Source organism: Candidatus Zixiibacteriota bacterium (assembly GCA_016933955.1).
In the GTDB taxonomy this organism is placed as follows: Bacteria; Zixibacteria; MSB-5A5; order GN15; family PGXB01; genus JAFGTT01.
The window spans coordinates 34052-54934 of sequence record JAFGTT010000022.1; the positions used below are offsets into that span (position 1 = coordinate 34052).

Consider the following 20883-nt stretch of genomic DNA (forward strand, 5'->3'; position numbering starts at 1 on the left):
CGGCCGAAAGCTTTTTCCCGAGTCTACGGAGGATACCAAATGACCGAAAGTAAGAATGATCTTAAAGCCGTCGAACAACTTAATGATGCCTATAAAAAAATCAGAAGCGAAATAGCCAAAGTAATTGTCGGCCAGGATAAGGTAATCGAACAACTGCTGATTGCCCTTCTGTCAGGAGGGCATTGTCTGCTGGTGGGTGTTCCCGGCTTGGCCAAGACTCTTTTGATCTCAACTCTGGCCGAAATTCTCGATCTGAAATTTAATCGTATTCAGTTTACCCCGGATTTAATGCCATCCGATATCACCGGGACTGAAATTCTTGAGGAAGATCGCGCCTCCGGGAGCAGATTATTCAAATTCGTCAAGGGTCCTGTCTTTGCCAATGTCATTCTGGCAGATGAAATCAACCGCACTCCGCCTAAAACGCAAGCGGCGCTTTTGCAGGCCATGCAGGAGCACGAAGTCACCTCGGCCGGACAAACTTTCACTCTCGAAGAACCTTTCTTTGTCCTAGCAACCCAGAATCCAATTGAACAGGAGGGGACTTATCCCTTGCCGGAAGCGCAGTTGGATCGATTTATGTTTCATGTCGGGGTGGACTATCCTTCTTCTGAGGAAGAGGAGTTGATGGTCAAAAAGACAACCGTGACGCTTGATTATAAACTCGATAAGATTTTGGGCGGTAAAGAAATAATAGATTTACAGCAATTGGTTCGAAGGGTTCCGGTCTCCGATCATCTGATCCATTATGCGGTCGAGATTGCTCGGTCAACCCGCCCCAATGAAAAAAACGCGCCTGATTTTATTAAAAACTGGGTTTCCTGGGGAGCCGGTCCGAGAGCCTCGCAGTATCTGATTCTGGCCGCAAAAACCAGGGCGATTCTGGATGGCCGTCCGACTCCGGGACCCGAGGATATCTGTTTTGCCGCCCTGCCGGTTCTGCGCCACAGGATTGTGACATCATTCAATGCCGAGGCCGACGGAGTCGATACTCCGGCTATTGTTACCCGTCTGCTGGAAGCAGTCAAAGAAAAAAGCTGATTTCAAACCGGAATGGATGCCGGTTTATACTATTATATATAGGTATATATAGGCCATAGGAGGGAATCATGTTCAACGATTTCAATCTTACCAAACTGCCGCCGTACGGCAAAACTTTTATCGCCTTTTTCGCCGTCCTGGTCATGTTCCTCGTTGTCTGGATGACCGTGATCGGGTTAATGAGTATCGGTATTATCGGCGAATTGAACACCGATCTGGATGATTATGAAGCTGGCGAAGGTTACGGCGAATATGATACCGAAGCCGATTTTAACACCATTCTATCCGACGACAGTGCCGTGACCGCCCCGGAATGGGCCGATTCGGGCGAACAGGAACCGATTGAATATGACGACCTTGACAAATTTGAGGAGTACGCCCGGCAACAGGAATGTCAGTTGATGTGGCTCCAGTTCGAAGGGAATATGGCCGAGGCGATCGGACATATCACCACTCAATCCCTGTTGTACTTTGTGGTTTGTCTGCTTTTTGCATTTAGCACCTACCCGGTAACCCTGAAGAAATGGTTTTTTATTATTCTGGGTATTTTGATAATCGGTCATCTGTTCGGTTTATCCGGTAAGGGATTCTGCTGGCCGGCCAATTTCCTTACCTATTTTTGCGGACCGGTCATACTGGTGATGTTTTTTATCATGTCGCTGATGATTCTGGTCAATTTAAGGAAAAAATAAATCGCGATGATTCCCGATGAGTTCAAGAAGATTGAGTTCGCAAAAACTTATGATCTTCTTAAAAGTTACGGCCGCGTTTATTTTGCCGTCCTGATCACATATATAATAGTATATCCGGCTATCTGGGCCGCGTATTTTATTCTACGGGGCGGGCAATCAGCGTCCATGGCCGACTATTTTCCGGCCATCGGTATTATTCTGGGGATAATGTTTATTTTCCTGCTGATTCACATCCGGCTGTATTTTTGCCTGATGCTCCGGCGGCTCGAATTTTTAAAACATTTTTTTCTTTTCACCAACATGGAGTTCTGGCAGGACTACCCGCTGTCGTATCGCCGCGCCGGAAACAAAATTGAATATCCGGCCATATACGCAAATATCCTGAGTTTGAAAGGGCTCTCGATAACGGCCCTGACAATTATTTCGCTGGGCAACACCTTTTTATTTTATCAAATGGATCTGGCGCGATATGGTGTCGGCGATGGATTGAAACTGGTCCTGAGTATGGTTCTTTTTGTCCTGCACCTGATTTTGATAGCACTGTATTCGCTTTCGCTGAACAGCAATCTGGAGAAAAATTTCACTGATGAGGACACGGCCTGATAACTTGCGGCGAATAGATAATTAATAAAAATCCAGTTAGATTAATTATTAATGTGATTGTGAACCTAATTTACCTATATTATTTAAATAAATTGGGAAATTTAAATTGGTATTTTTATGAATACAGAACACAGAATATTCTTTGGAGATTCACGAAAACTTGATGTCATTAATGATGAATCTATCCATTTGGTGATAACATCGCCACCTTATTGGCAACTAAAGGATTATGAAGTAGACAACCAAATTGGATTCAATGACTCTTATGAAGAATATATTAATAATCTTAATCTGGTCTGGTCGGAATGTTATCGAGTATTGCATAAGGGTTGCAGGCTTTGTATTAATATAGGGGATCAATTTGCCAGATCAGTTTATTACGGCCGCTATAAAATAATCCCAATACGAACCGAAATTATAAAATTCTGCGAAACTATCGGTTTTGACTATATGGGAGCAATAATATGGCAGAAAGTGACAACCTGCAATACTACCGGTGGAGCAACAATTATGGGTTCATTTCCATATCCAAGAAATGGCATCCTGAAGTTGGATTATGAATTTATTTTGGTTTTTAAGAAACCCGGGTTACCTCCAAAGGTCGGGAATGGAGTGAAATTAGCATCGAAGATGTCAATCGAAGAATGGAATCTTTATTTCAACGGTCATTGGAATTTTGCGGGTGAAAAGCAAAATGGCCATATCGCAATGTTTCCGGAGGAATTACCGAAAAGACTAATAAAAATGTTTTCTTTTGTTGGCGATACCATATTTGATCCGTTCTTGGGAAGTGGAACTACCGCTCTTGCAGCAAGAAATGAGGGTCGTAATTCAATAGGCTTCGAAATGAATTCTCAATATAAAAAACACATCAAGAAGAAACTAGGTTTGAATAATGGCGATCTTTTTAATAAGGAAAACCGGTTTGAATTTATAGAATTGAAGCAGAATGAAATTAATTTAATAGAAAGAATCAGTAAATTACCATATAAATTTAAGGATCCGGTTAAATTTAACAAGAAAATAGATGTAAAAAAACTGACATTTGGATCTAAGATCGATTCTAAAACGAGTAATTATAAGATAGATTATTGTATCATTGATGAAATTCTGGGTGATAATCTGCTCAAGACAAGAAATGGGTTGACACTTAAATTACTTGGTATTAAAGCAAGAAAGTCAAAATTGAATGAATTTAATAATTATTTGAATCGAACCGTCAAGGGGAGAAGAGTGATTTTAAAGTTTGATAATGACTGCTATGACACTGAAAACAACCTGTTGGTCTATATGTACCTGATTAACAAAACATTTATTAATGCTCATTTGATTAAAAAGGGGTTTGCTGAAATCGATGATAATTACCGCATTTCAAACAGAACCCTTTTGAAGCTTCGGAGTGAGATACATGCCTAAAGAGTGGATACTCAACTCTGCGACCAATAGATTTCAACTAAATTTTAAAAGAAATGTCGGTGCAGTTTCCGAAGCAATACGGAAGTGTGCACCAAAAAACCTGAAAGAATGGGAAAGATATTATTCCGAAAACGTCTTCTCTAACGAACACCTGGTTGATTTGGGAAGGAAATTATATGCCAAGATTACAGAAGTTCTTGTTGCTGAAATAGATGATATAACGGAAGAAGACTGTATTAAATATATATATAATTTGGTTATTAATAGAACTTATGATGGTTACACAACAGAAATAAGAACAATTTACGGGCAGTTGCAAGAAATACTTGGTGTGAAAATTAGGCCGGCTCCCGATGAATGGGACAGGTTATATAATGTCGATTTTTTTATAACTGTAAAAGGTCGACATATTGGCCTTCAGATTAAGCCAGCAAGTAATGTGTCTCATATTGCACAAATATTTAAGGAAAGAGAGCTTCAAAAAAATACTCATGCGAATTTCTTCAAAAAATATGGCGGGAATGTTTTTTATGTGATCTCCGTTAAAAAGGATAAAAGTAAATTTATTCAAAATACTGAAGTTATAGATGAAATAAAGAAAGAAATAAAAAGACTTGAGCAAATTTAAACATACTTCTACGTTTTTATTAAGTCAGTTACATTAAAATAATAGAATATGCCCAATCTCGAATACCGAAAATATCTCGATCCCGAAGTGGTCGGGAAACTCAAGGGGATGGAACTCAAGGCCCGGATGGTGGTTGAGGGATTTATTGCCGGATTGCATAAATCACCCTACCATGGTTTTTCGGTCGAATTCGCCGAACACCGCCAGTATATGCCCGGCGATAATATCCGCGATATCGACTGGAAGGTGTATGCCAAATCCGACCGGTTTTATATCAAACAATACGAGGAAGAAACCAACCTGAAGGCCTACCTGCTTCTGGACTGCTCGGCCTCGATGAGTTACACCTCCGGCGGTCCGGTCAAGCACGACTACGCCTCCACCCTGGCCGCGGCGCTGTCGCTTCTGATGCTGAAGCAACGGGATGCTGTGGGACTGGTGACCTTTGACGAAACCATCCGGCGCTATGTGCCGCCGCGTTCAAAATCGGGACACCTGCATATTCTTCTCCAGGAACTGGCCAACCAGACCCCTTCATCCAAGACCGATATAGGTTCTGCCCTTCACGAAATGGCCGAACGAATTCATCGCCGGGGATTAATAGTTCTCTTTTCCGATCTGCTCGATAATCCGGCCGCCATCATCTCCGGTCTGAAACATTTCCGCCATCGCAACCATGAGATGATCCTGTTTCATATCCTCGATCCCCGCGAACGAGATTTCGCTTTCCCGCGCGAGGCGGTTTTCAAGGACCTCGAAACCGGCGAAGAGATTACCACTTTACCCTGGCAGATTAAGAAACATTATGCCCGCCTGACGCGTGAATATTGCGACCATATCGCCGCCGAATGCCGCCAGAGCCGGATCGATTATCATCTGATCGACACCTCGGTCCCGTTTGACCTGGCTCTCTATGCCTTCCTGGCCAAACGAGAGCGGTTGTATTAATTTCGCCGGCCTGTTGTTATTTCCATTCCAGATAAACCCAGGTACCGAAACTCTTGCTTTCTTTCCATCCGGTCGTATGACAGCTGCCCAGAAAGGCCCATTGTTTGCAGGTAATCTTAAATTTTACATAAGATCCGCCGTCCAGCCGCAGCCCGACCGTGACCGGCGGCTTATCATAGATATTGACCGACTTGTTTCCGTTGCCGGTGACAGTCTGAAGTGGATTTTTGGGGCCGCCCAGGTAGGTACACGTCCAGTTACCATCGGATTTGATCTCGACTATTTGATCGCCGCACCCGGATGTTATAATCGCGATAAGGGAAAATATCGCAATCAGGGTTAGAGTCCGCATAATTGCCTCCCCTGCTTGATGATATATTATTGATTTTTCGGTGTGAAAACTATGATGATCAATCTGATGTCAATCAAAGGCTAACTTTTTATATATGTCAATATAATTTTTCATTATAATGGATTTATCACAAGTCAGTTTTAATCCAGAAATCTCCGGCCGGACCGGATCAGGGAAGGAGTTAACATGAACAGATCCATTAGCATTGCCGGATTGGCGCTGATTATCATGGCGCTGATACCTGCGGCACATACCGCGGCCGCCACCGATTTTAGCGGTGATCTGACAATTGCCCAGGGGAAAGATACTCTGATTGGGAATATCAAGGTCAGCGATGAGTTCTATAAAATGGATTTCACTCCGTCCGGACAACCGATTATCGTCATTGTCGACCGCACTAAAAGCGTCACCCATGTTTATAATACCCAGGAAAAACAATTCCGTGAAATGGGGAGCCAGGATCAAACCAGCCTGATGAATGATCCTTTTCAGAGTGCCGTCTATACCGCCTCGATTGCCAAAAAAGAAAGTCTCGGGATCGAAAAAATAGGACAGCAGGAGTGCGATAAGTTCAAATATTCCAGCAGTGGTCAGGATATAATGATCGTCTGGATAGCACGGGAATTCAATTTCCCCATTAAAATCCAGAATTTGGTGATGGCTGATTATAGCGCGAAAATAACCAATATCAAAACCGGTAAAATAGACCGGGCCGAATTCAAGGGTCCCGAAGGCTATACGCCTTTCAGCGAGTCATCATCGGGGGGCTCACAGGATATCGATATTGTCAATGCCGCCGGGATGGGTAATATCGAGGTCATAAAAAAGCATCTGGATGCGGGAGTCGATATAAATTTCGATTCCGGCGATGGCTACACACCATTATTAATGGCCGCCATGTACGGCCGGGATAAGGCCGTCAAATTTCTTGTCGAGGCCGGGGCCGATGTCAACCTGGTCACCGGGACAGGCCAGTCGGCGATACTGGCGGCATCTCAATACGGTAAAACCGAGATCGTCAAAATGCTGGTGGAGGCCGGGGCCGATGTCAACATGGTCTATGGATCGGGAAGCACCACCATCTTGAGAGAGGCGATCAAGTACGGCCACGTCGATCTGGTTAAATATCTAATCGAAGCCGGGGCCGACACCAGGTTCAAGAATGCTCAGGGTGAACCGCTGATGAGTGTCGCCAATAAAAGCGATGCTAAAATGATGGAAGTCCTGAAAGCCGCCGGAATAGACTAAAAAGCGGCTTCGGTAATTTTAAATATTGCTTTATACCCGGATGGTAAGGTCGCCCGAATGAAATCATAAATCAACGCGACAGAAGTGTTATTTATGTCTGAAACCATCTTGAATAACAAACGTATCAGTCTATAATTGTCATTTATAAACTCGATTCCTTCTTTTGGGAGACCGACTGATACATGAAAAAATATTATCCCTTCACGATAATCATCAATGTAATTCTGATGATTCTTTCTGCGGCATCTTCCTTCGCGGGAATTATCACGGGGACAATCTATGATTTCGACAGCGGCCAGCCAATTTCCGCCGCCACTGTTCGAGTGGAAGGAACCGGCCGCTCCATGCTGGCCAATGACCAGGGGCAGTACCGCCTGCGACTCGATCCCGGAAAATATCAACTGAAGTTCAGCCATATCGCCCATTACTCGGAAACAGTCGAAATCGAAATTCCCGACAGCAATATCACTCTTGATGTCCGGTTGAGGCAGTCGGTTCAAATACTCAAAGGAATGAAAGTTTATCAGCGGGCCTATGACCCGGCCCAGAAGATAATCGTCCAGGCTATCGACCGCAAAAAGGACCTTCTCTCCCTGCTTCACGACTATTCTTTCGAGGCCTACGCCCGGCTGGTAGTCAAGGATAAATCGAAAGCTGATTCCAACGCCATTATTCTGATCACCGAGACTCAACTGATTTCTTACTGGGAAGCACCGGATAAATACAAGGAAATTATTCTGGCCCGCAAACAAACCTCAAACCTTCCCGCCGAAGGAAACATGGTCACGGTCGGCGGAATTCTGGATTTCAACGGCAACCGGATGGAAATCGAGCGTTACTCGGTGGTCTCGCCAACCGCTTATGATGCCCTGGATCATTATAATTATTATCTGATCGATACCATTTATGTCGATAACAAAGCCATTTTCCGACTGGAGATCGAACCCAAAAACCAGAATGAGCCGCTTTTTGTCGGCACCATCGATATTGTCGATTCCTCCTTTGCCGTGGTGGGAGTCGATGTTGGTTTCAGCGAGGGGGTCGAGCTACCCTATTTCTATGATATTCGATACACTCAGAAGTATGCTGAGTTTGATAATAATATCTGGATGCCCATCGAAATCACCCTCGGAGGAACCATCAATATTGGTTTCCCCGGTATTCCGGTCATGACCATCGATTACCGCGCCGCCCTTCACCGTTATTTGTTTGATGCCGATGTGCCCGAAGTTGCTTTCGATGAATATGCCATTGAGGTCGATGAAAACGCCGACGATGTCGATTCGCTGGAATGGGCCTCCGGCCAGTTGATCCCTCTGACCGGAGAGGAAGAATACGGTTACACGCGGATCGATTCGCTCGAAAATGAATCCAAACCGCTTCCGGTAACGATCATTAGATATACCATGATGGGGTTAATAGCCCTTCTCTCCAATTATGACTTATTCCATTACAACCGGGTCGAGGGCGCCTATCTCGGCCTTGGCCTTTATAATCTCGCTATTACTCCGGAACTTAGCCTTCATCTGAAAAGCGGTTATGCTTTCGATGGCGAATACTGGCAACATAATTATGGATTTAGATATTTGCTGAATAAACGTCAACGCTTATGGGTCGGAGCGGAATACCATGACGAAATCGTCCAGCGTCCGACTGTCGTATCGGGAGATTTTTATAATTCCACCTTTTTCGCATTCTGGAGCAAAATAGATCATGTTGATTATTTCCGTGAAAAGGGTTACCGGCTGAGTCTCGGCGCGAAACTTCTCAATCATACCAGAATGACTCTGTCATACAACGACTTCAATCAATACAGCGTCTCCAATCACGCCACCTACAGTCTGTTCGATAAAGATAAGGAATTTCGTAAGAATCCTGAAATTACAGAGGGGAAATTACGCTCACTTGGGGCGGAGTTGGTCTGGGACAGCCGTCAGCTTGCAAAATTCAAAAAGGGGGAGAGACCGCTTAACAGTTTGCCCTATACTATTGTGAAAGCAGGCGGGGAACTGGCCGATCCCGATCTGATTGGAAATGATTTTCATTTTTCGCGTTACTATATATCGCTTGATCACAATTTCCGCCTGTTCAATTTCGGTTTTACCAATCTTACCGCCTATGCCGGCGGCTCTGATTATGATTTATCGCCCCAGAGATATTTTACGGTGGACCATGGCGGTGAAATAAGTTTTATCGAGTCTGCGTTCTGGACCACCGGCGAAACCAATTTCATAGGCAACCGGGTCGGTTCTGTCCATCTCAGTCACGATTTCGGCCGCTACCTGTTTCGCAAAAGCGGTTTGCCGCTGATAAAAGATTTGCCCCTGACCCTGAGTGTTCATGGCGGAGCTTTCTGGACCGATTTCAAGAACCATCTTCCGCAGACCGATGACCGGCTCTCTTTGGTAGCCGGGAAGCCGTATCGGGAACTTGGCTTCGGAATCGGTTTTCCACAACTTCTGGGATTAAAGCTGATGTTGACCTGGCAGTTGTCGAATTATCCGACCGAGGATTTCTCTTTCGGTTTAAATATGGGATTTTAGATATTTTTTGGAGTCGGATTTCACCGGTTACGCATAATCTATAATTCCCGGTAAATCAATTCTACCAGCCAGGCTTTCATGGCGGTTTCATTGGTGGGCTTTTTGACCGGGGTTACCATCTCGCTGGACAAATCAATCAGTTGCTTAATTTCGGGGGACTCCAGATTTTCTTCCGCGGCCGCCACCACCGTGCGCGAGGCTACCGCTTGGATATCATCAAGGCCGGTCCGATTCAGCGGCAAGCCGTAAAGTTTCAGATACCACCAGTAATATAATCGGTTATAAAAAGGTATTGGCCAGGCGCCTTTTTCCTGTTTCATCATGTTTATCCAGCGGGCGGCGGTGATAAAGGGATCGATCGCCACCACCAGCTCCTCGCGCTGTTCCTTCCGGGCGGCGCTTAAAACGGCATCGCCGCCGATTCCGAAACCAACCGTGATAAGCGGGTGCCGATCGCGCTCATGAAATTTGAGATATATCAGAAGCTGGTTGAGATCATCCGATTCGTAAAATCCGGCCGTGTGATAGGTGCCGCCCGATAATCCGGTGGCCCGCAGGTCATAGAGTACCACCGCCAGGCCGGAGTCAAGCAAGGGCGATAAATAGGGAGCGAAAGCCGTCCGATCCGTATCGGAGCTGTTAAGAAAAACCACTGTTCCCCTGACCGAATCATATATGGCCGAATCGGGGGCAAAATAAAGGCAGGCCAGCCGCAGGTTATCATCGGTCGTAACTGTAAAGGTATCAGGGTTCAGGCCCAGTTCGACAAAATAAGCCGCGTCATTGACCGGGGCATAATCAGGATCATCAAACGTATCGCGGTCGGATCGGCAGGTCAGCCCGGGCACAGTTATCAGGGGGTATATTATGTAAAAGAATATAAAGGCGACAACTATAACCAGGACGGTCGCCGTCAAAACCGTTTCTCTGGTCTTTTTGCTCATCAGTTTGGCCATATTCAGTATTATCCTGTTATTGCGGTTTGAGTTTGTTCGTTCAGGATACAAAAATTAGTCGGTTCGGCCAACAATATTTTCATTGGATTTTAGTTCGGGTTATTAAAATCACCGGATTTCCTAAAAAAAAACCAAAAAAACAGCAATATTATTGAAATAATTTTTCACTAATTTGCCTCCGGAAAGGAGAAAAATAGTACCAAATCAAGGGGCCGAATTTAGGAATGATTTTGCAGACATTATGTTTCGTAATTCATGCCGCGCCGGATTTGTTGCCCCGCGGACCTCTGAAAACAAAGGGGCCACAGGATTTGGTCGGGAATTTGCTGATAAAAAACTGCAGAAAATCAGGATTTTCTTATTGACATAAGAGACCTTAGTGTTTATATTGCCTTTCGGATGATAGGTGTAATGTCCGCAGCATAACCTTGTTAAAACAATAAGGTGAACATTATTTGGTCTTCTGATAACTCTGAAGAATACAGTACAATTAAGAGAATCCAGCTTTAAGGCGGCGGGGGGCCTTCTTAAAGAAAGCAACTGCGCGTTAGCTTGTTAGGACCTGCGAAACTGGAAGATTGGATAAAAAAGCCGATAGTTGGTAGTAGAACGGCTGTCGCTTTTTTACAACCGGAATTTGTAACCCAAGGGTGTGCTATTTAGGCCGGAATTGCTAAGGGATTGCTGTCAACACGATTGAATCTCAACCAAGGAGGAAAAGAATGTCCTTCAGCTCTTTGCCCTCACGGCTAAACTGGACGTTTCTTTTGGTCTGTGCCATAATTGTTCTGGCGTTTTCCCCGACTGTCGCGCAGTTCCCCGACCTGGTTGTCCAGGTAGGCGATACTACGGCCATGCCCGGCGAACAAAATACGGTCATCTCCGTATTCGCCAAAAATTATGCCGACACTGTCGCCGGATTTGAAGTCTGGCTGTTGCTGAATAAGAATTATATCTGCGAGTTTCAAACCGACACGGCCACTTTTGCCGACACCACTTATTACAGTTGTATTTCATGGAACGGACCAGACTGTGAAGAGTGGCGGGATATCACCGATTCTGTGATTCTTGACCCGCTCTACCCCTACGACTCGATTAATATCGATGAATATCCGGCTGTCATCGGTAATTTCGATACCACCGGCACCCTGATTTCCGGGTGGGAATATGTCCGGTCCAATTCCATGTCCGGGGGACCCTATGATATCAAAGTGGTCGGACAGGCCAACCAGTTAAAACCCCCGTACACCACTGGCATCGGCTATCCGCAGGTAGGCGAAAAACCGCTGTTTAAGATTCTGGCCGATGTTTATGATATTCCCGACGAAATGACCGACCGGACGGTGACCATTTACGTCCAGGCCACCACGGCCGATAATTTTAGTTTCTCCGATGAAAAGGGAAACGCTATCGGAATCCTGACCGACACCATTTACGATACCACCTGGTATGAGTGCCTGGTCTGGGAGGGTGGAATCTGCACGCTCTGGGAAGAGGTCGAAGAGGGCCCGACCGACAGTTTTGTCATTTCCGATACCATTTTAAACGGTCATATCGACACTTCGAAAGTTTATATATTCAACGGTTCATTGACCATTGAGTTGCCGCCGCCTTATGACTGCGGCGATGTCAACTGCAGTAACAGTGTCAATATCCTGGATGCTACTTATATGATCAACTACCTCTATCGCGGCGGACCGGCACCCTGTGTTGCCGATCTGATGGATGTCAATTGCGATACCAAACGTAATATCCTGGATGCCACTTATCTGATTAACTACCTCTATCGCGGCGGCCCGAGCCCGCACTGCCCGCCGGGTTGCTGATCATGAGAGAGAAATAAATTGATTTTAATTGGGAGCTAATATTTGACTAATAACAGTTAACTTAACTTGCAACCAAAAACAAGAAAGGAGGTGAAACTTAAGAGAGGTAATTTGATAGACACGCGCTCAGAAGAAAGAGATCTACATTACTACTTTTTCTTGCCGGAATTCAACGTCTCTCCTCGGCTTGGTGGCTCTCGCCGTTGAAGACAAGAGTGATTTCGGACTCGAGGGGGATGTTAACTGACTCAAAACGAGTCATTGCTTTGAGTTTAGTATGACAAATGCTAACGAAACAAAACAGGAGTACAGCATGAAACGCGTTTTGTTTACACTCGTTTTCGCATCATTACTTCTTTCTTTTGGGCTGGCTTACGGAATGTCCATTGTCCCGTCTGTTCCTGATTCCTTTAAGTGGGATGACGGCGGCACGATGAAAATCAAGGCCGGCCAGGAATTCTATATCGATATCAGCATCGCGAACTCCGGTTCGACCGGTGATCCTGATACCGATAAGGCCGGAATCTCGATGCCGTTCCAGTTTTATGGCACCGGGGCTGTCGTTACTGCCAACCATGTTGACAAGGGTTATGAATGGCCTGCCAGCAGTATGCTTAATGGTGTCGTCAGTACCGGCGACGGAAGTCTTCTGCTGATGAACGGCTTCCAGGTCGGCGGTTTCTGGACTCTTGGCAACTTCTTCTTTGCCTTTGGCTGGGATGGAACTCTTCCCGACACCCTCAACTACTCGGGCGCCGGATTCCCCGGCTTTGTCGTTAACCACACCGGCACCGACACCCCGACCGGTTTGGAACGTCTTAGGATCTTCCTCAATGTTCCGATGGCTGTTGATGAAGAAGGCGAAATCTGTATTGACAGTTGCGCCCACATTCCCGATCAGGATCCTGATGGCAAGTTGAACTGGTTGTTCGACCCGCCGCTTCCTGAGTGGACCCAGACCTGCTGGCCGGTGAAATTCCAGCCGGACCCACTGCCGACTTTCACTAACTGCCCGCCAGTCGATGACGGCATTCAGTTTGATGTAGCTTACAGCTATGATTTCAACGCGGTTGATGGCACCCCCGTAACTCCGGGCGGCGTTACCTTCGCGATGATTTCCGGTCCCGGTGGAATTGATGCCACCTCCGGTCTCTATGAATGGGATCCGGCATGCGCTGATGTTGGTTCGAACGACGTTGTCGTTGGTGTGACCGATGCCGCCCATGCGGGCACCTATACCGATTGCGCTTTCACTATTACGGTGGAAAACACCGCTCCGGAAATTCAGCCGCCGGCGAAAGACACTATTTCAGTCGGCACCGAGGGTGTCGCGACAGTGGTATTCACTTCTAATGATGTCAATATCGGCGACACTGAAGAATGGTCAACCAGTGACGGAGTCATTGTTTATGATGGCGTGACCGGTAAGGCCACCCTTACCTATACCGCTCCATCTGCCGCTGGTGATTATTCTGTGACTGTAACAGTCGAGGATTGCGCCGGTGACACCGACACCTATACCGTTGTCTTCCACGTTATCAGCGCCGTTCCTTATGACATCGTGATTGAAAAGGTTCACGGCCAGCATCAGGGTGTCCATGGCTACATCAGTGTTTTCAAGGGTGACGGTTCTGAAGACATGTTTGGTTGGGATTTTCTGATTGGTTACGACCAGTCGGCCCTGACCTTTATCGGCGCTATCAAGGGCGCTATCTTCACGGATCCGGCCTATGATTGGGAATACTTCACCTATCGTTACAACTACAACGGCAACTGCGGTTCGGCCTGCCCGAGCGGCTTGCTCCGTGTGGTTGCTATGGCCGAGTCCAACGATGGGCCGAATCATCCCGAAGAGTTGTTTATCCCGGATTATGATCCTTGCACCTTTGAGGATTCTCTGGGTATTCTGTTCACCCTCGACTTCCTGATCAGCTCGGATTATAACTTCCAGTCACAGTTCGCTCCCGTCAGCTTCTACTGGATGGATTGCGGTGACAACACCATCGCCTACAACCCCAGTGAACTTGATGACGAGAACGCCGTTTACACGGCCGTGGCTGATGAAGTTTATGCCTATGGCGGCGATGATGAAACCATTTATTGCGAGACCTATCGCCTGATGGTTATTCCGACCTCCATGAGCAAAGAATTCCCGACCTACTATGGTGCCGATGTTGTTGGTGAAAACTGCCTTGATGACGCCGGTGTGTATCCTCCCGGTCACGCGTTAGCGGGTGAGCCGAAACCGGCTCCAGTACCGTTCATTCGGTTCTTCAACGGCGGCTTCGACATCATTCCGGTCAGCGAGCTCGATGATCGTGGTGACGTTAACCTGAACGGCATTCCAAACGAAATTGCCGACGCGGTTGTCTTCACCAACTACTTCATCGTTGGTTACAATGCATTCACCATCAATATTGATGGTCAGGCTGCGGCCACCGAAGTCAATGGCGACGGTGTTGCCCTGACGGTTGCGGATTTGGTTTACCTGATCCGTGTCATCATCGGCGATGCCCTGCCTCTGCCCGCCGCCAAGATCAATCCTGGTCTGGTTGCTGAAGTTATCGACGCTAACGATGCTATCATCGTCAACGCCGAACTCGGTGCCGCCCAGTTTGTTCTGGAAGGCAATGTGGATGTGACTCTCGGTTCCGGTGCGGCTGGAATGGAGATGATCAGCGCGGTTCGCGATAACAACACCTACGTGTTGGTTTACAGCATGGAGAAGGGTATGTCCGCCTCCGGTGAAATTCTGATCACCAACGGCAACCTGATTTCCATGGAAGCGGCCAACTATGATGGTTTTGCTTACACAACCAAGATCATTCCTGCGGAATTTGCTTTGAACAACTACCCGAACCCGTTTAACCCGATGACCACCATCGCTCTCTCACTGCCGGTGGCCTCCAACTACAATGTCGGCATCTTCAACGTTGTCGGTCAGAAAGTTGGTGAGTTCAGCGGTCACAGCGAAGCTGGTACCGTCAATCTGGTTTGGGATGCTTCAAATCAGGCCTCAGGTATCTACTTCTACAAAGCGGAAGCTGGTAAGTATTCCGTGACCAAGAAGATGGTCCTGATTAAGTAAGTGTAAACTATTACACATTTCTCCCCGGGGAGGTTCAACCTCCCCGAGGGGGAAAAATAAGGGAGAGTGATTGACACCAGGATAGATAAAGAGAAAAGATTTTAGTTATACAAAGTTGAGAATTTGAAGATGGCCCTGAAAACCTGCAAATATCTGATCCCTAAGAAGGATAGGGGCTTTTTTGTTTGTACAAGGACTGTCGATTTATTTACTTGCAAGGTTTTGCATCATAAAAGCAATATCAGTACTAAATTTTCAATTCTACCCGCCACATCTTTAAATAATCATTTTTATCGCCATCAAAAGGACGTGTAATTGATCGTAGCTAACTTTTGGATTTTTTTGACGCTTTTTTAACCTGTTGTTGAAACAGAAGATAGGAGAATATGCTCAGGATATAGAGGGCCCTGGAGAAGGTTTTTTCGGGAATTGTTTTGGATTTGAACGATAATTTAATTCGGCCCTGTCTTGGTCTGTGAGTTGCTTGATGGGAGGGCGGAGCAATCCGCATTTGAGGTAATATGTTAGCTGGATATAGATTAACACATAAGATGGCGATTTTCCTGATAATCCTGGGACTGCTATGCCCGGCTTTATCAGCGGCCAATGACGCCCCCAGTTTGAAGCCGGTTCCCCGGCAGTATCTTCTTGAGGGACAATTGCTTGAATTGAATATAGAATCAATCGACGGCGATGGCGACCCGATTCAACTCGGCGTTACCGCCCGGCCCAATGGCGCTTCGTTTGTCGATAATGGCGACGGCACCGGGCAGTTGATCTGGCAACCCGATTTTATCGGGCCGAATTCCTCGGTCGGATCGCCGTTTTCAGTGACTTTCTGGGCCGGTGACGGCCTTAATTATGATTTGATTCAGACTGAAATCGTGGTGATTAACAATAACCGCAAACCGATCATTTCCGGACCCGACACCGTGACGGTAGCTTCAGGTTCTATACTCGACCTGGATTTGAGTGGTTCTGATATCGATCAGGATCCGCTTAGCTGGAGCACGGTCACGATGCCGGAGGGAATGGAATTAACACGCGGTGAGTCAGCCCATTTTACCTGGGCTACCACTTTTGCCGATTCCGGCATGCATTACCTGACCGCCCTCCTGACTGATCAATTTGGCGCCACTGATACGGCCACGGTTATTCTCCACGTTTTGCAGACCGAAGTCTATGCCCTGAAAATCGATACTCTTTCGGTTTACCCCGGCGAAAATGTTGAGATCAATGTCGAACTGATGAATTTGGAAGAGGTTTCAGGCATCAATCTGGTGATCAATTTTGATCCCTCGGCCATGATTTTCGGTTCTCTCACGCGCACGAACACCAGAACTGAAAACTTTGAATATTTTACCTACCAGTTGAACAGCCGTGGTATCCCCGGGGATATTAAAATTATCGGGGTGGCTGATCTGGAAAATAGCGTTGCGACGCCGGGTCTTGAGGTGGGCGATGGGCCGGTGGTCCGGATGGGATTTTATATCACCGGCGATCTCACTTTTGCCGGCTACTCGATACCCGTCAAATTCGCTTTCCGGGATAATCTGGAACAGAATGACAATACCATGACTGATCCGGATGGTGCGCGCATCGACCAGGATCAGATTGATTATTACGATGGATATGTTAAAATCAAAGCGTCTTCCCAGGACGGGATCGGCGATATCAACCTCAACGGTCTGACTTATGAAATAGGTGACGTTATTTATTTCACCAATTATTTTGCGGATCCGTCCCGTTATCCATTGTCCCCGGAACAGATTCTTAATTCCGATGTCAATGGTGACGGCTATGCTCCCAATGTGGCCGACCTGGTTTACCTGGTCAATCGACTGATGAATATCCTTCCGGGGAGCTCCAAAATCTCTCCCGGGGAAGCCCTGGTGGATATTGCCTTCGGGCCGACTTCGAACGGATTAGGTTTCAGTTACCGATCTGTCAGCGAACTCGGCGCCGTGGCCCTGGTATTGAAGGCCAATCAGCCGATCGATCAGCCGCTCGAAGTCAAATCCGCGATGCTTGATTTGGGGATGCAAATAAAAATGTCGATCGACGGCGATCTGGTAAGGATTATTATTTACAGCGATGAGGCTGTCCGGATGCCGTCGGGACTGAATACTTTTATGGAAATCGAAAATGATTTGAGTTTAACCATAGATGAAATCCAGCTTTCATCGGCCGACGGGTTTATCTTGACCCCGGTTATGAAAGACGATCCGGGAGAACTGCTTCCGGCCGGCTTTGAATTGTATCAGAATTATCCCAATCCCTTCAACCCGGCTACGGAAATAAGTTTCAGTACTCCCCAATCGGCTCCGGTCAGCCTGAAGATCTACAATATTCTCGGGCAGGAAATCCGGAGTCTGGTCGATGAGGTGCTTCCGGCGGGGAACCACCTGGTGACCTGGAACGGCCGTGATGACGCCGGCCGGATGGTTTCCAGCGGGATTTATTTCTACAGCTTGAGTACCGAGTCATATTCAGCGCGAAAAAAAATGATCCTTCTTAAGTGAGGTGCAGATATATGAATGCCAAATTGAAAACCGAAAAAAATAATCCACTGAGGTTCATGCTAAGATGGAGCCGAATCCCTCTGTTGGTTCTACTCCTGATGCTTTTGATAGGAAACACCGGCCACGCCCAATTGGTTGATAGTGTCAACTATAAACTCGCTATGGGGAATTTCAAAGGCCTGGCCGGGGATACTGTTCGCTGCCCTATCAAACTTAAGAATCTGTTGTCTATTGGGGCCTTCATGATTCGTCTTGAATTCGACACCACCCTGCTCAAACCTGTTTATGTCGGAACCGATGCCGCGACAGTCGTATTTGACTCACTGGAACTGGTCGGCCGGGGATTAGGTACAATTCACATCGACTCTACCAGCGGTAGTCCGCCCTGGGAAACAGATTATACGGTTTTCGCCCGATATGATTCGCTTAAACCATATCCCAACCAGAAAGCGATGTTTATTTCGTTTTTCCCGCCGTATCCACCTGATACGACCGAATACATCCGTAATCTCTGGGGTTCTCCTCGACTCACGCCCGAAACCAGCGACCCCTCGACTATTTTAAATCTGCTGTTCCAGGTGAAATCAACGGCCACGCTGGGGCAGGTGGGGTACCTTTATATAAAGAACAGCCAAGATGAACCGCGTGAGGTACAGCTCTCGGATACCACCGGACTTATTTATATTCAGCCGGGGTACGGTTATCCCCAGTTCGCTTATTGCACTTTTACGGTCGGAGAACCGGACAACAGCTCCCCCGTTATTTCGGTCAGTCCGGATTCATACAATGTCACCGCCGGCCAGCCGGTGTCCTTTAATGTCAACGTAACTGATGCTGATGGCGATGATGTAACCCTGACGGGAAGCGGGATACCCACGGGAGCCTCGTTTAGTCCGGCCACCAATGCCGCTACGCCGCTGACTCAGGCTTTCAGCTGGACCCCTACTTCCACTGATAACGGGACATATTCCATAACTTTTACGGCTGACGATGGTATTTCATCTCCGGGAACCAAAACCGTGACCATCATTGTCGGCGGAACTACCGTCAATAATCCGGTCATAACAGTTCAGACCTCTTTTGCCCTAACCCAGGGTGAGTTACTAACCTTTACCGCTTCGGCCACGGATCCTAACGGCGATAATCTCTGTCTCAAAGCACTGTCTCTTCCCGCCGGGGCAAAATTCGGAACAGCTGATTCCGTCTGCGGTACCGGCAGTGTTTCCGGTCAGTTTATCTGGACCCCGAGTTTCTCTCAGAAAGGCGATTTTGCAGTTACTTTCATGGCTGTCGATGCCACCAGTTTAACCACGACCAAAACGGTAAATATTTATGTGGAAGAAATCGATCGAGATCGTTTATATTCTTCCTCATCTTATGGACAGAGTCCGGTTGGCGGGATTGCCGGGGCGACACCAGTGGTCTTTCCGATCGATCTGGCCACCACCAAGACCGTGTACGGTGTTAACTTCCGCATGAAATATCCCGGCTCGGTGGCCCAACTCGATTCCATTAATGTTACCGATCGAATTCCTGAATACGTCGTGTGGGAGACAATCGGCCAAGTTCCGGATACCGTTAATGTTATCACCTATGGTCTGGCCAGTGAACCGGTGGTGGAGGGCTCGTCCACGGCCATCCTCAATGCCTTTTTCAGTATGGATTCCCTGGCCGAACCGGGCAATTACTGGATACATCTGTTCGATGCCTGGGAAGCTGTCAGTCCCAGTTATCAGGATTCATCCCTTCCGCTGGTGGTCGATTCCGGTATTATCCAAGTGGACCGCATGGGCGATGTTACCCTGGAGGGACGTATCGACGTGGCCGATGCGACCTCGGTCGTTTCGCATATTCTTGGTCATCATACGCTTCCGTACCGGAATTTCGCCACGGCCAATGTGATAACCGACAGTATTGTCAACGTGGTGGATCTGGTGGCGATCACCTACCTGGTTCTGGGTCTTGATTTCACGCCACCGTCGCCAGCTCCCGCCGGCAGTCAAATGGCCACGATTGATATCGAATATGATGATTTAATGTCGGGACAATTAACCAAACTGAATGTTCGCGGCGAATTCCCCGATGCTGTCGCCGGGATAGAGCTTCAGATAGACTATGATCCCGCCGCCATCGAACTGGATAGGCCTGAAATGGCTGCCGAAGTTGATAATTTTATTCTTGATTATAACGATGATGGCAATGGTCGATTGAAGGTGCTTCTTTTCACTTTCCAGCCATGGAAAACCAGTTCGACCATCCCGGCCGGGTTGTCGGATATTATCCGGATTCCGGCTTTAACCAAGAAAGAAATCAAGTCCGATGATATATCCAAAGTGAGAATCACGCGGGCCTATCTTTCCAATCCCAGCGCCCGCGATATCCCGATCGAAGGAATCAATCCGCTTTTACCGACCACCTTCACACTCAACCAGAATTATCCCAATCCCTTCAACCCGACCACGAAGATTGATTTTGAAATCGGTCAGAGCGATTACTCGCAACAGCATGTCCGGCTTGAAGTCTATAATATCCTCGGTCGGAAGGTCAGAACGCTGGTCGACGATGATATGACCACCGGATCGTATAGCGTTATTTGGGATGCCACCGATGGCGACGGTACCAGAGTCGCGACCGGAATTTACCTTTATCGATTGGAAGTCGGCGATAAATCCCAGTCCAAAAAGATGCTTTTACTTAAGTAAGGAAACAGGAGGGCTGGGAAAATGAAAAAGTTTGTTAGACTTGACAGAATGAAACTGCGATCCGTTTTCGGTTTGCTGGCGATTTTAATATTGGCTTGCCCCAATGTTATGGCGCAGGCCAATGAATTGCCGGTTCTTGATCCGATCGGATCACAGACGATAGATGAAAATCTTAATCTGAGTTTCTCGATTTCAGCATCGGATGTCGAAAGCACACCGGTGCTAACCACTTCGACACTACCGACCGGGGCCTCATTTACGGATAACACCGATGGGACGGGGACGTTCAGCTGGACCCCGGATTACACCCAGTCGGGA

At 47.1% G+C, this 20883-nt stretch carries 15 protein-coding genes; 13 read left to right on the top strand and 2 right to left on the bottom strand.

Annotation, left to right across the window (positions count from 1 at the left end; genetic code table 11):
• Nucleotides 1-39: 39 nt before the first annotated feature.
• From JXQ28_07830 to JXQ28_07855, 6 genes are all read left to right on the top strand, one after another.
• Nucleotides 40-1041, top strand: coding sequence for a MoxR family ATPase (locus JXQ28_07830; protein ID MBN2277639.1), 1002 nt, complete (start codon nt 40-42; stop codon nt 1039-1041).
• 68 nt (nt 1042-1109) lie between these two features.
• Entirely contained in the window at nt 1110-1733 is a 624-nt protein-coding gene (locus JXQ28_07835; GenBank protein ID MBN2277640.1) for a hypothetical protein, read from the top strand.
• Between the two features lie 6 nt (nt 1734-1739).
• The gene (locus tag JXQ28_07840; protein ID MBN2277641.1) at nt 1740-2336 is read left to right on the top strand and encodes a hypothetical protein; all 597 of its coding nucleotides are present in this window, start codon (nt 1740-1742) and stop codon (nt 2334-2336) included.
• A 117-nt stretch (nt 2337-2453) separates the two neighbouring features.
• A complete protein-coding gene (locus JXQ28_07845) occupies nt 2454-3752 on the top strand; it encodes a thermonuclease family protein (protein MBN2277642.1) in 1299 nt (432 codons plus the stop codon).
• Nucleotides 3745-4380 carry an MjaI family restriction endonuclease gene (locus tag JXQ28_07850; GenBank protein ID MBN2277643.1) on the top strand — a complete coding sequence of 212 codons (636 nt, stop codon included), beginning with the start codon at nt 3745-3747 and terminating at the stop codon, nt 4378-4380. Before JXQ28_07845 ends, JXQ28_07850 begins: the two co-directional genes overlap by 8 nt.
• 48 nt (nt 4381-4428) lie before the next feature.
• Nucleotides 4429-5328 carry a DUF58 domain-containing protein gene (locus tag JXQ28_07855; protein ID MBN2277644.1) on the top strand — a complete coding sequence of 300 codons (900 nt, stop codon included), beginning with the start codon at nt 4429-4431 and terminating at the stop codon, nt 5326-5328.
• A gap of 16 nt (nt 5329-5344) precedes the next feature.
• On the opposite strand, the gene JXQ28_07860 is transcribed toward JXQ28_07855, so the two are convergent.
• Nucleotides 5345-5680, bottom strand: a complete 336-nt coding sequence (locus JXQ28_07860; protein MBN2277645.1) for a hypothetical protein — start codon at nt 5678-5680, stop codon at nt 5345-5347.
• Between the two features lie 186 nt (nt 5681-5866).
• Between JXQ28_07860 and JXQ28_07865 the strand changes: the two genes are divergently transcribed.
• Both JXQ28_07865 and JXQ28_07870 read left to right on the top strand, forming a co-directional pair.
• Nucleotides 5867-6928, top strand: coding sequence for an ankyrin repeat domain-containing protein (locus JXQ28_07865; GenBank protein ID MBN2277646.1), 1062 nt, complete (start codon nt 5867-5869; stop codon nt 6926-6928).
• Between the two features lie 182 nt (nt 6929-7110).
• Nucleotides 7111-9471, top strand: a complete 2361-nt coding sequence (locus JXQ28_07870) for a carboxypeptidase-like regulatory domain-containing protein (protein ID MBN2277647.1) — start codon at nt 7111-7113, stop codon at nt 9469-9471.
• Between the two features lie 38 nt (nt 9472-9509).
• On the opposite strand, the gene JXQ28_07875 is transcribed toward JXQ28_07870, so the two are convergent.
• Nucleotides 9510-10427, bottom strand: a complete 918-nt coding sequence (locus JXQ28_07875; protein ID MBN2277648.1) for an alpha/beta hydrolase — start codon at nt 10425-10427, stop codon at nt 9510-9512.
• Nucleotides 10428-11149: 722 nt separating this feature from the next.
• On the opposite strand from JXQ28_07875, the gene JXQ28_07880 reads away from it, so the two are divergent.
• The 5 genes from JXQ28_07880 to JXQ28_07900 form a co-directional block, all read left to right on the top strand.
• Nucleotides 11150-12253: a hypothetical protein gene (locus JXQ28_07880; GenBank protein MBN2277649.1), complete on the top strand. Its 1104-nt coding sequence runs from the start codon at nt 11150-11152 to the stop codon at nt 12251-12253.
• Between the two features lie 313 nt (nt 12254-12566).
• Nucleotides 12567-15341: a T9SS type A sorting domain-containing protein gene (locus JXQ28_07885; GenBank protein MBN2277650.1), complete on the top strand. Its 2775-nt coding sequence runs from the start codon at nt 12567-12569 to the stop codon at nt 15339-15341.
• A gap of 521 nt (nt 15342-15862) precedes the next feature.
• Complete coding sequence (locus JXQ28_07890; protein MBN2277651.1) at nt 15863-17863, top strand: T9SS type A sorting domain-containing protein; 2001 nt, start codon at nt 15863-15865, stop codon at nt 17861-17863.
• An 11-nt stretch (nt 17864-17874) separates the two neighbouring features.
• Entirely contained in the window at nt 17875-20565 is a 2691-nt protein-coding gene (locus tag JXQ28_07895; protein ID MBN2277652.1) for a T9SS type A sorting domain-containing protein, read from the top strand.
• Nucleotides 20566-20586: 21 nt separating this feature from the next.
• The coding region (locus tag JXQ28_07900; GenBank protein MBN2277653.1) for a hypothetical protein at nt 20587-20883 on the top strand (297 nt) is incomplete at its 3' end.

Bases quoted from the DNA above. Each gene is read 5' to 3' on its own strand.
- JXQ28_07850 (MBN2277643.1), top strand. From the start codon at position 3,745: ATGCCTAAAGAGTGGATACTCAACTCTGCGACCAATAGATTTCAACTA.
- JXQ28_07835 (MBN2277640.1), top strand. From the start codon at position 1,110: ATGTTCAACGATTTCAATCTTACCAAACTGCCGCCGTACGGCAAAACT.
- JXQ28_07855 (MBN2277644.1), top strand. From the start codon at position 4,429: ATGCCCAATCTCGAATACCGAAAATATCTCGATCCCGAAGTGGTCGGG.
- JXQ28_07895 (MBN2277652.1), top strand. From the start codon at position 17,875: ATGAATGCCAAATTGAAAACCGAAAAAAATAATCCACTGAGGTTCATG.
- JXQ28_07880 (MBN2277649.1), top strand. From the start codon at position 11,150: ATGTCCTTCAGCTCTTTGCCCTCACGGCTAAACTGGACGTTTCTTTTG.
- JXQ28_07875 (MBN2277648.1), bottom strand. From the start codon at position 10,427: ATGGCCAAACTGATGAGCAAAAAGACCAGAGAAACGGTTTTGACGGCG.
- JXQ28_07890 (MBN2277651.1), top strand. From the start codon at position 15,863: ATGTTAGCTGGATATAGATTAACACATAAGATGGCGATTTTCCTGATA.
- JXQ28_07845 (MBN2277642.1), top strand. From the start codon at position 2,454: ATGAATACAGAACACAGAATATTCTTTGGAGATTCACGAAAACTTGAT.
- JXQ28_07840 (MBN2277641.1), top strand. From the start codon at position 1,740: ATGATTCCCGATGAGTTCAAGAAGATTGAGTTCGCAAAAACTTATGAT.
- JXQ28_07870 (MBN2277647.1), top strand. From the start codon at position 7,111: ATGAAAAAATATTATCCCTTCACGATAATCATCAATGTAATTCTGATG.
- JXQ28_07830 (MBN2277639.1), top strand. From the start codon at position 40: ATGACCGAAAGTAAGAATGATCTTAAAGCCGTCGAACAACTTAATGAT.
- JXQ28_07865 (MBN2277646.1), top strand. From the start codon at position 5,867: ATGAACAGATCCATTAGCATTGCCGGATTGGCGCTGATTATCATGGCG.
- JXQ28_07860 (MBN2277645.1), bottom strand. From the start codon at position 5,680: ATGCGGACTCTAACCCTGATTGCGATATTTTCCCTTATCGCGATTATA.
- JXQ28_07885 (MBN2277650.1), top strand. From the start codon at position 12,567: ATGAAACGCGTTTTGTTTACACTCGTTTTCGCATCATTACTTCTTTCT.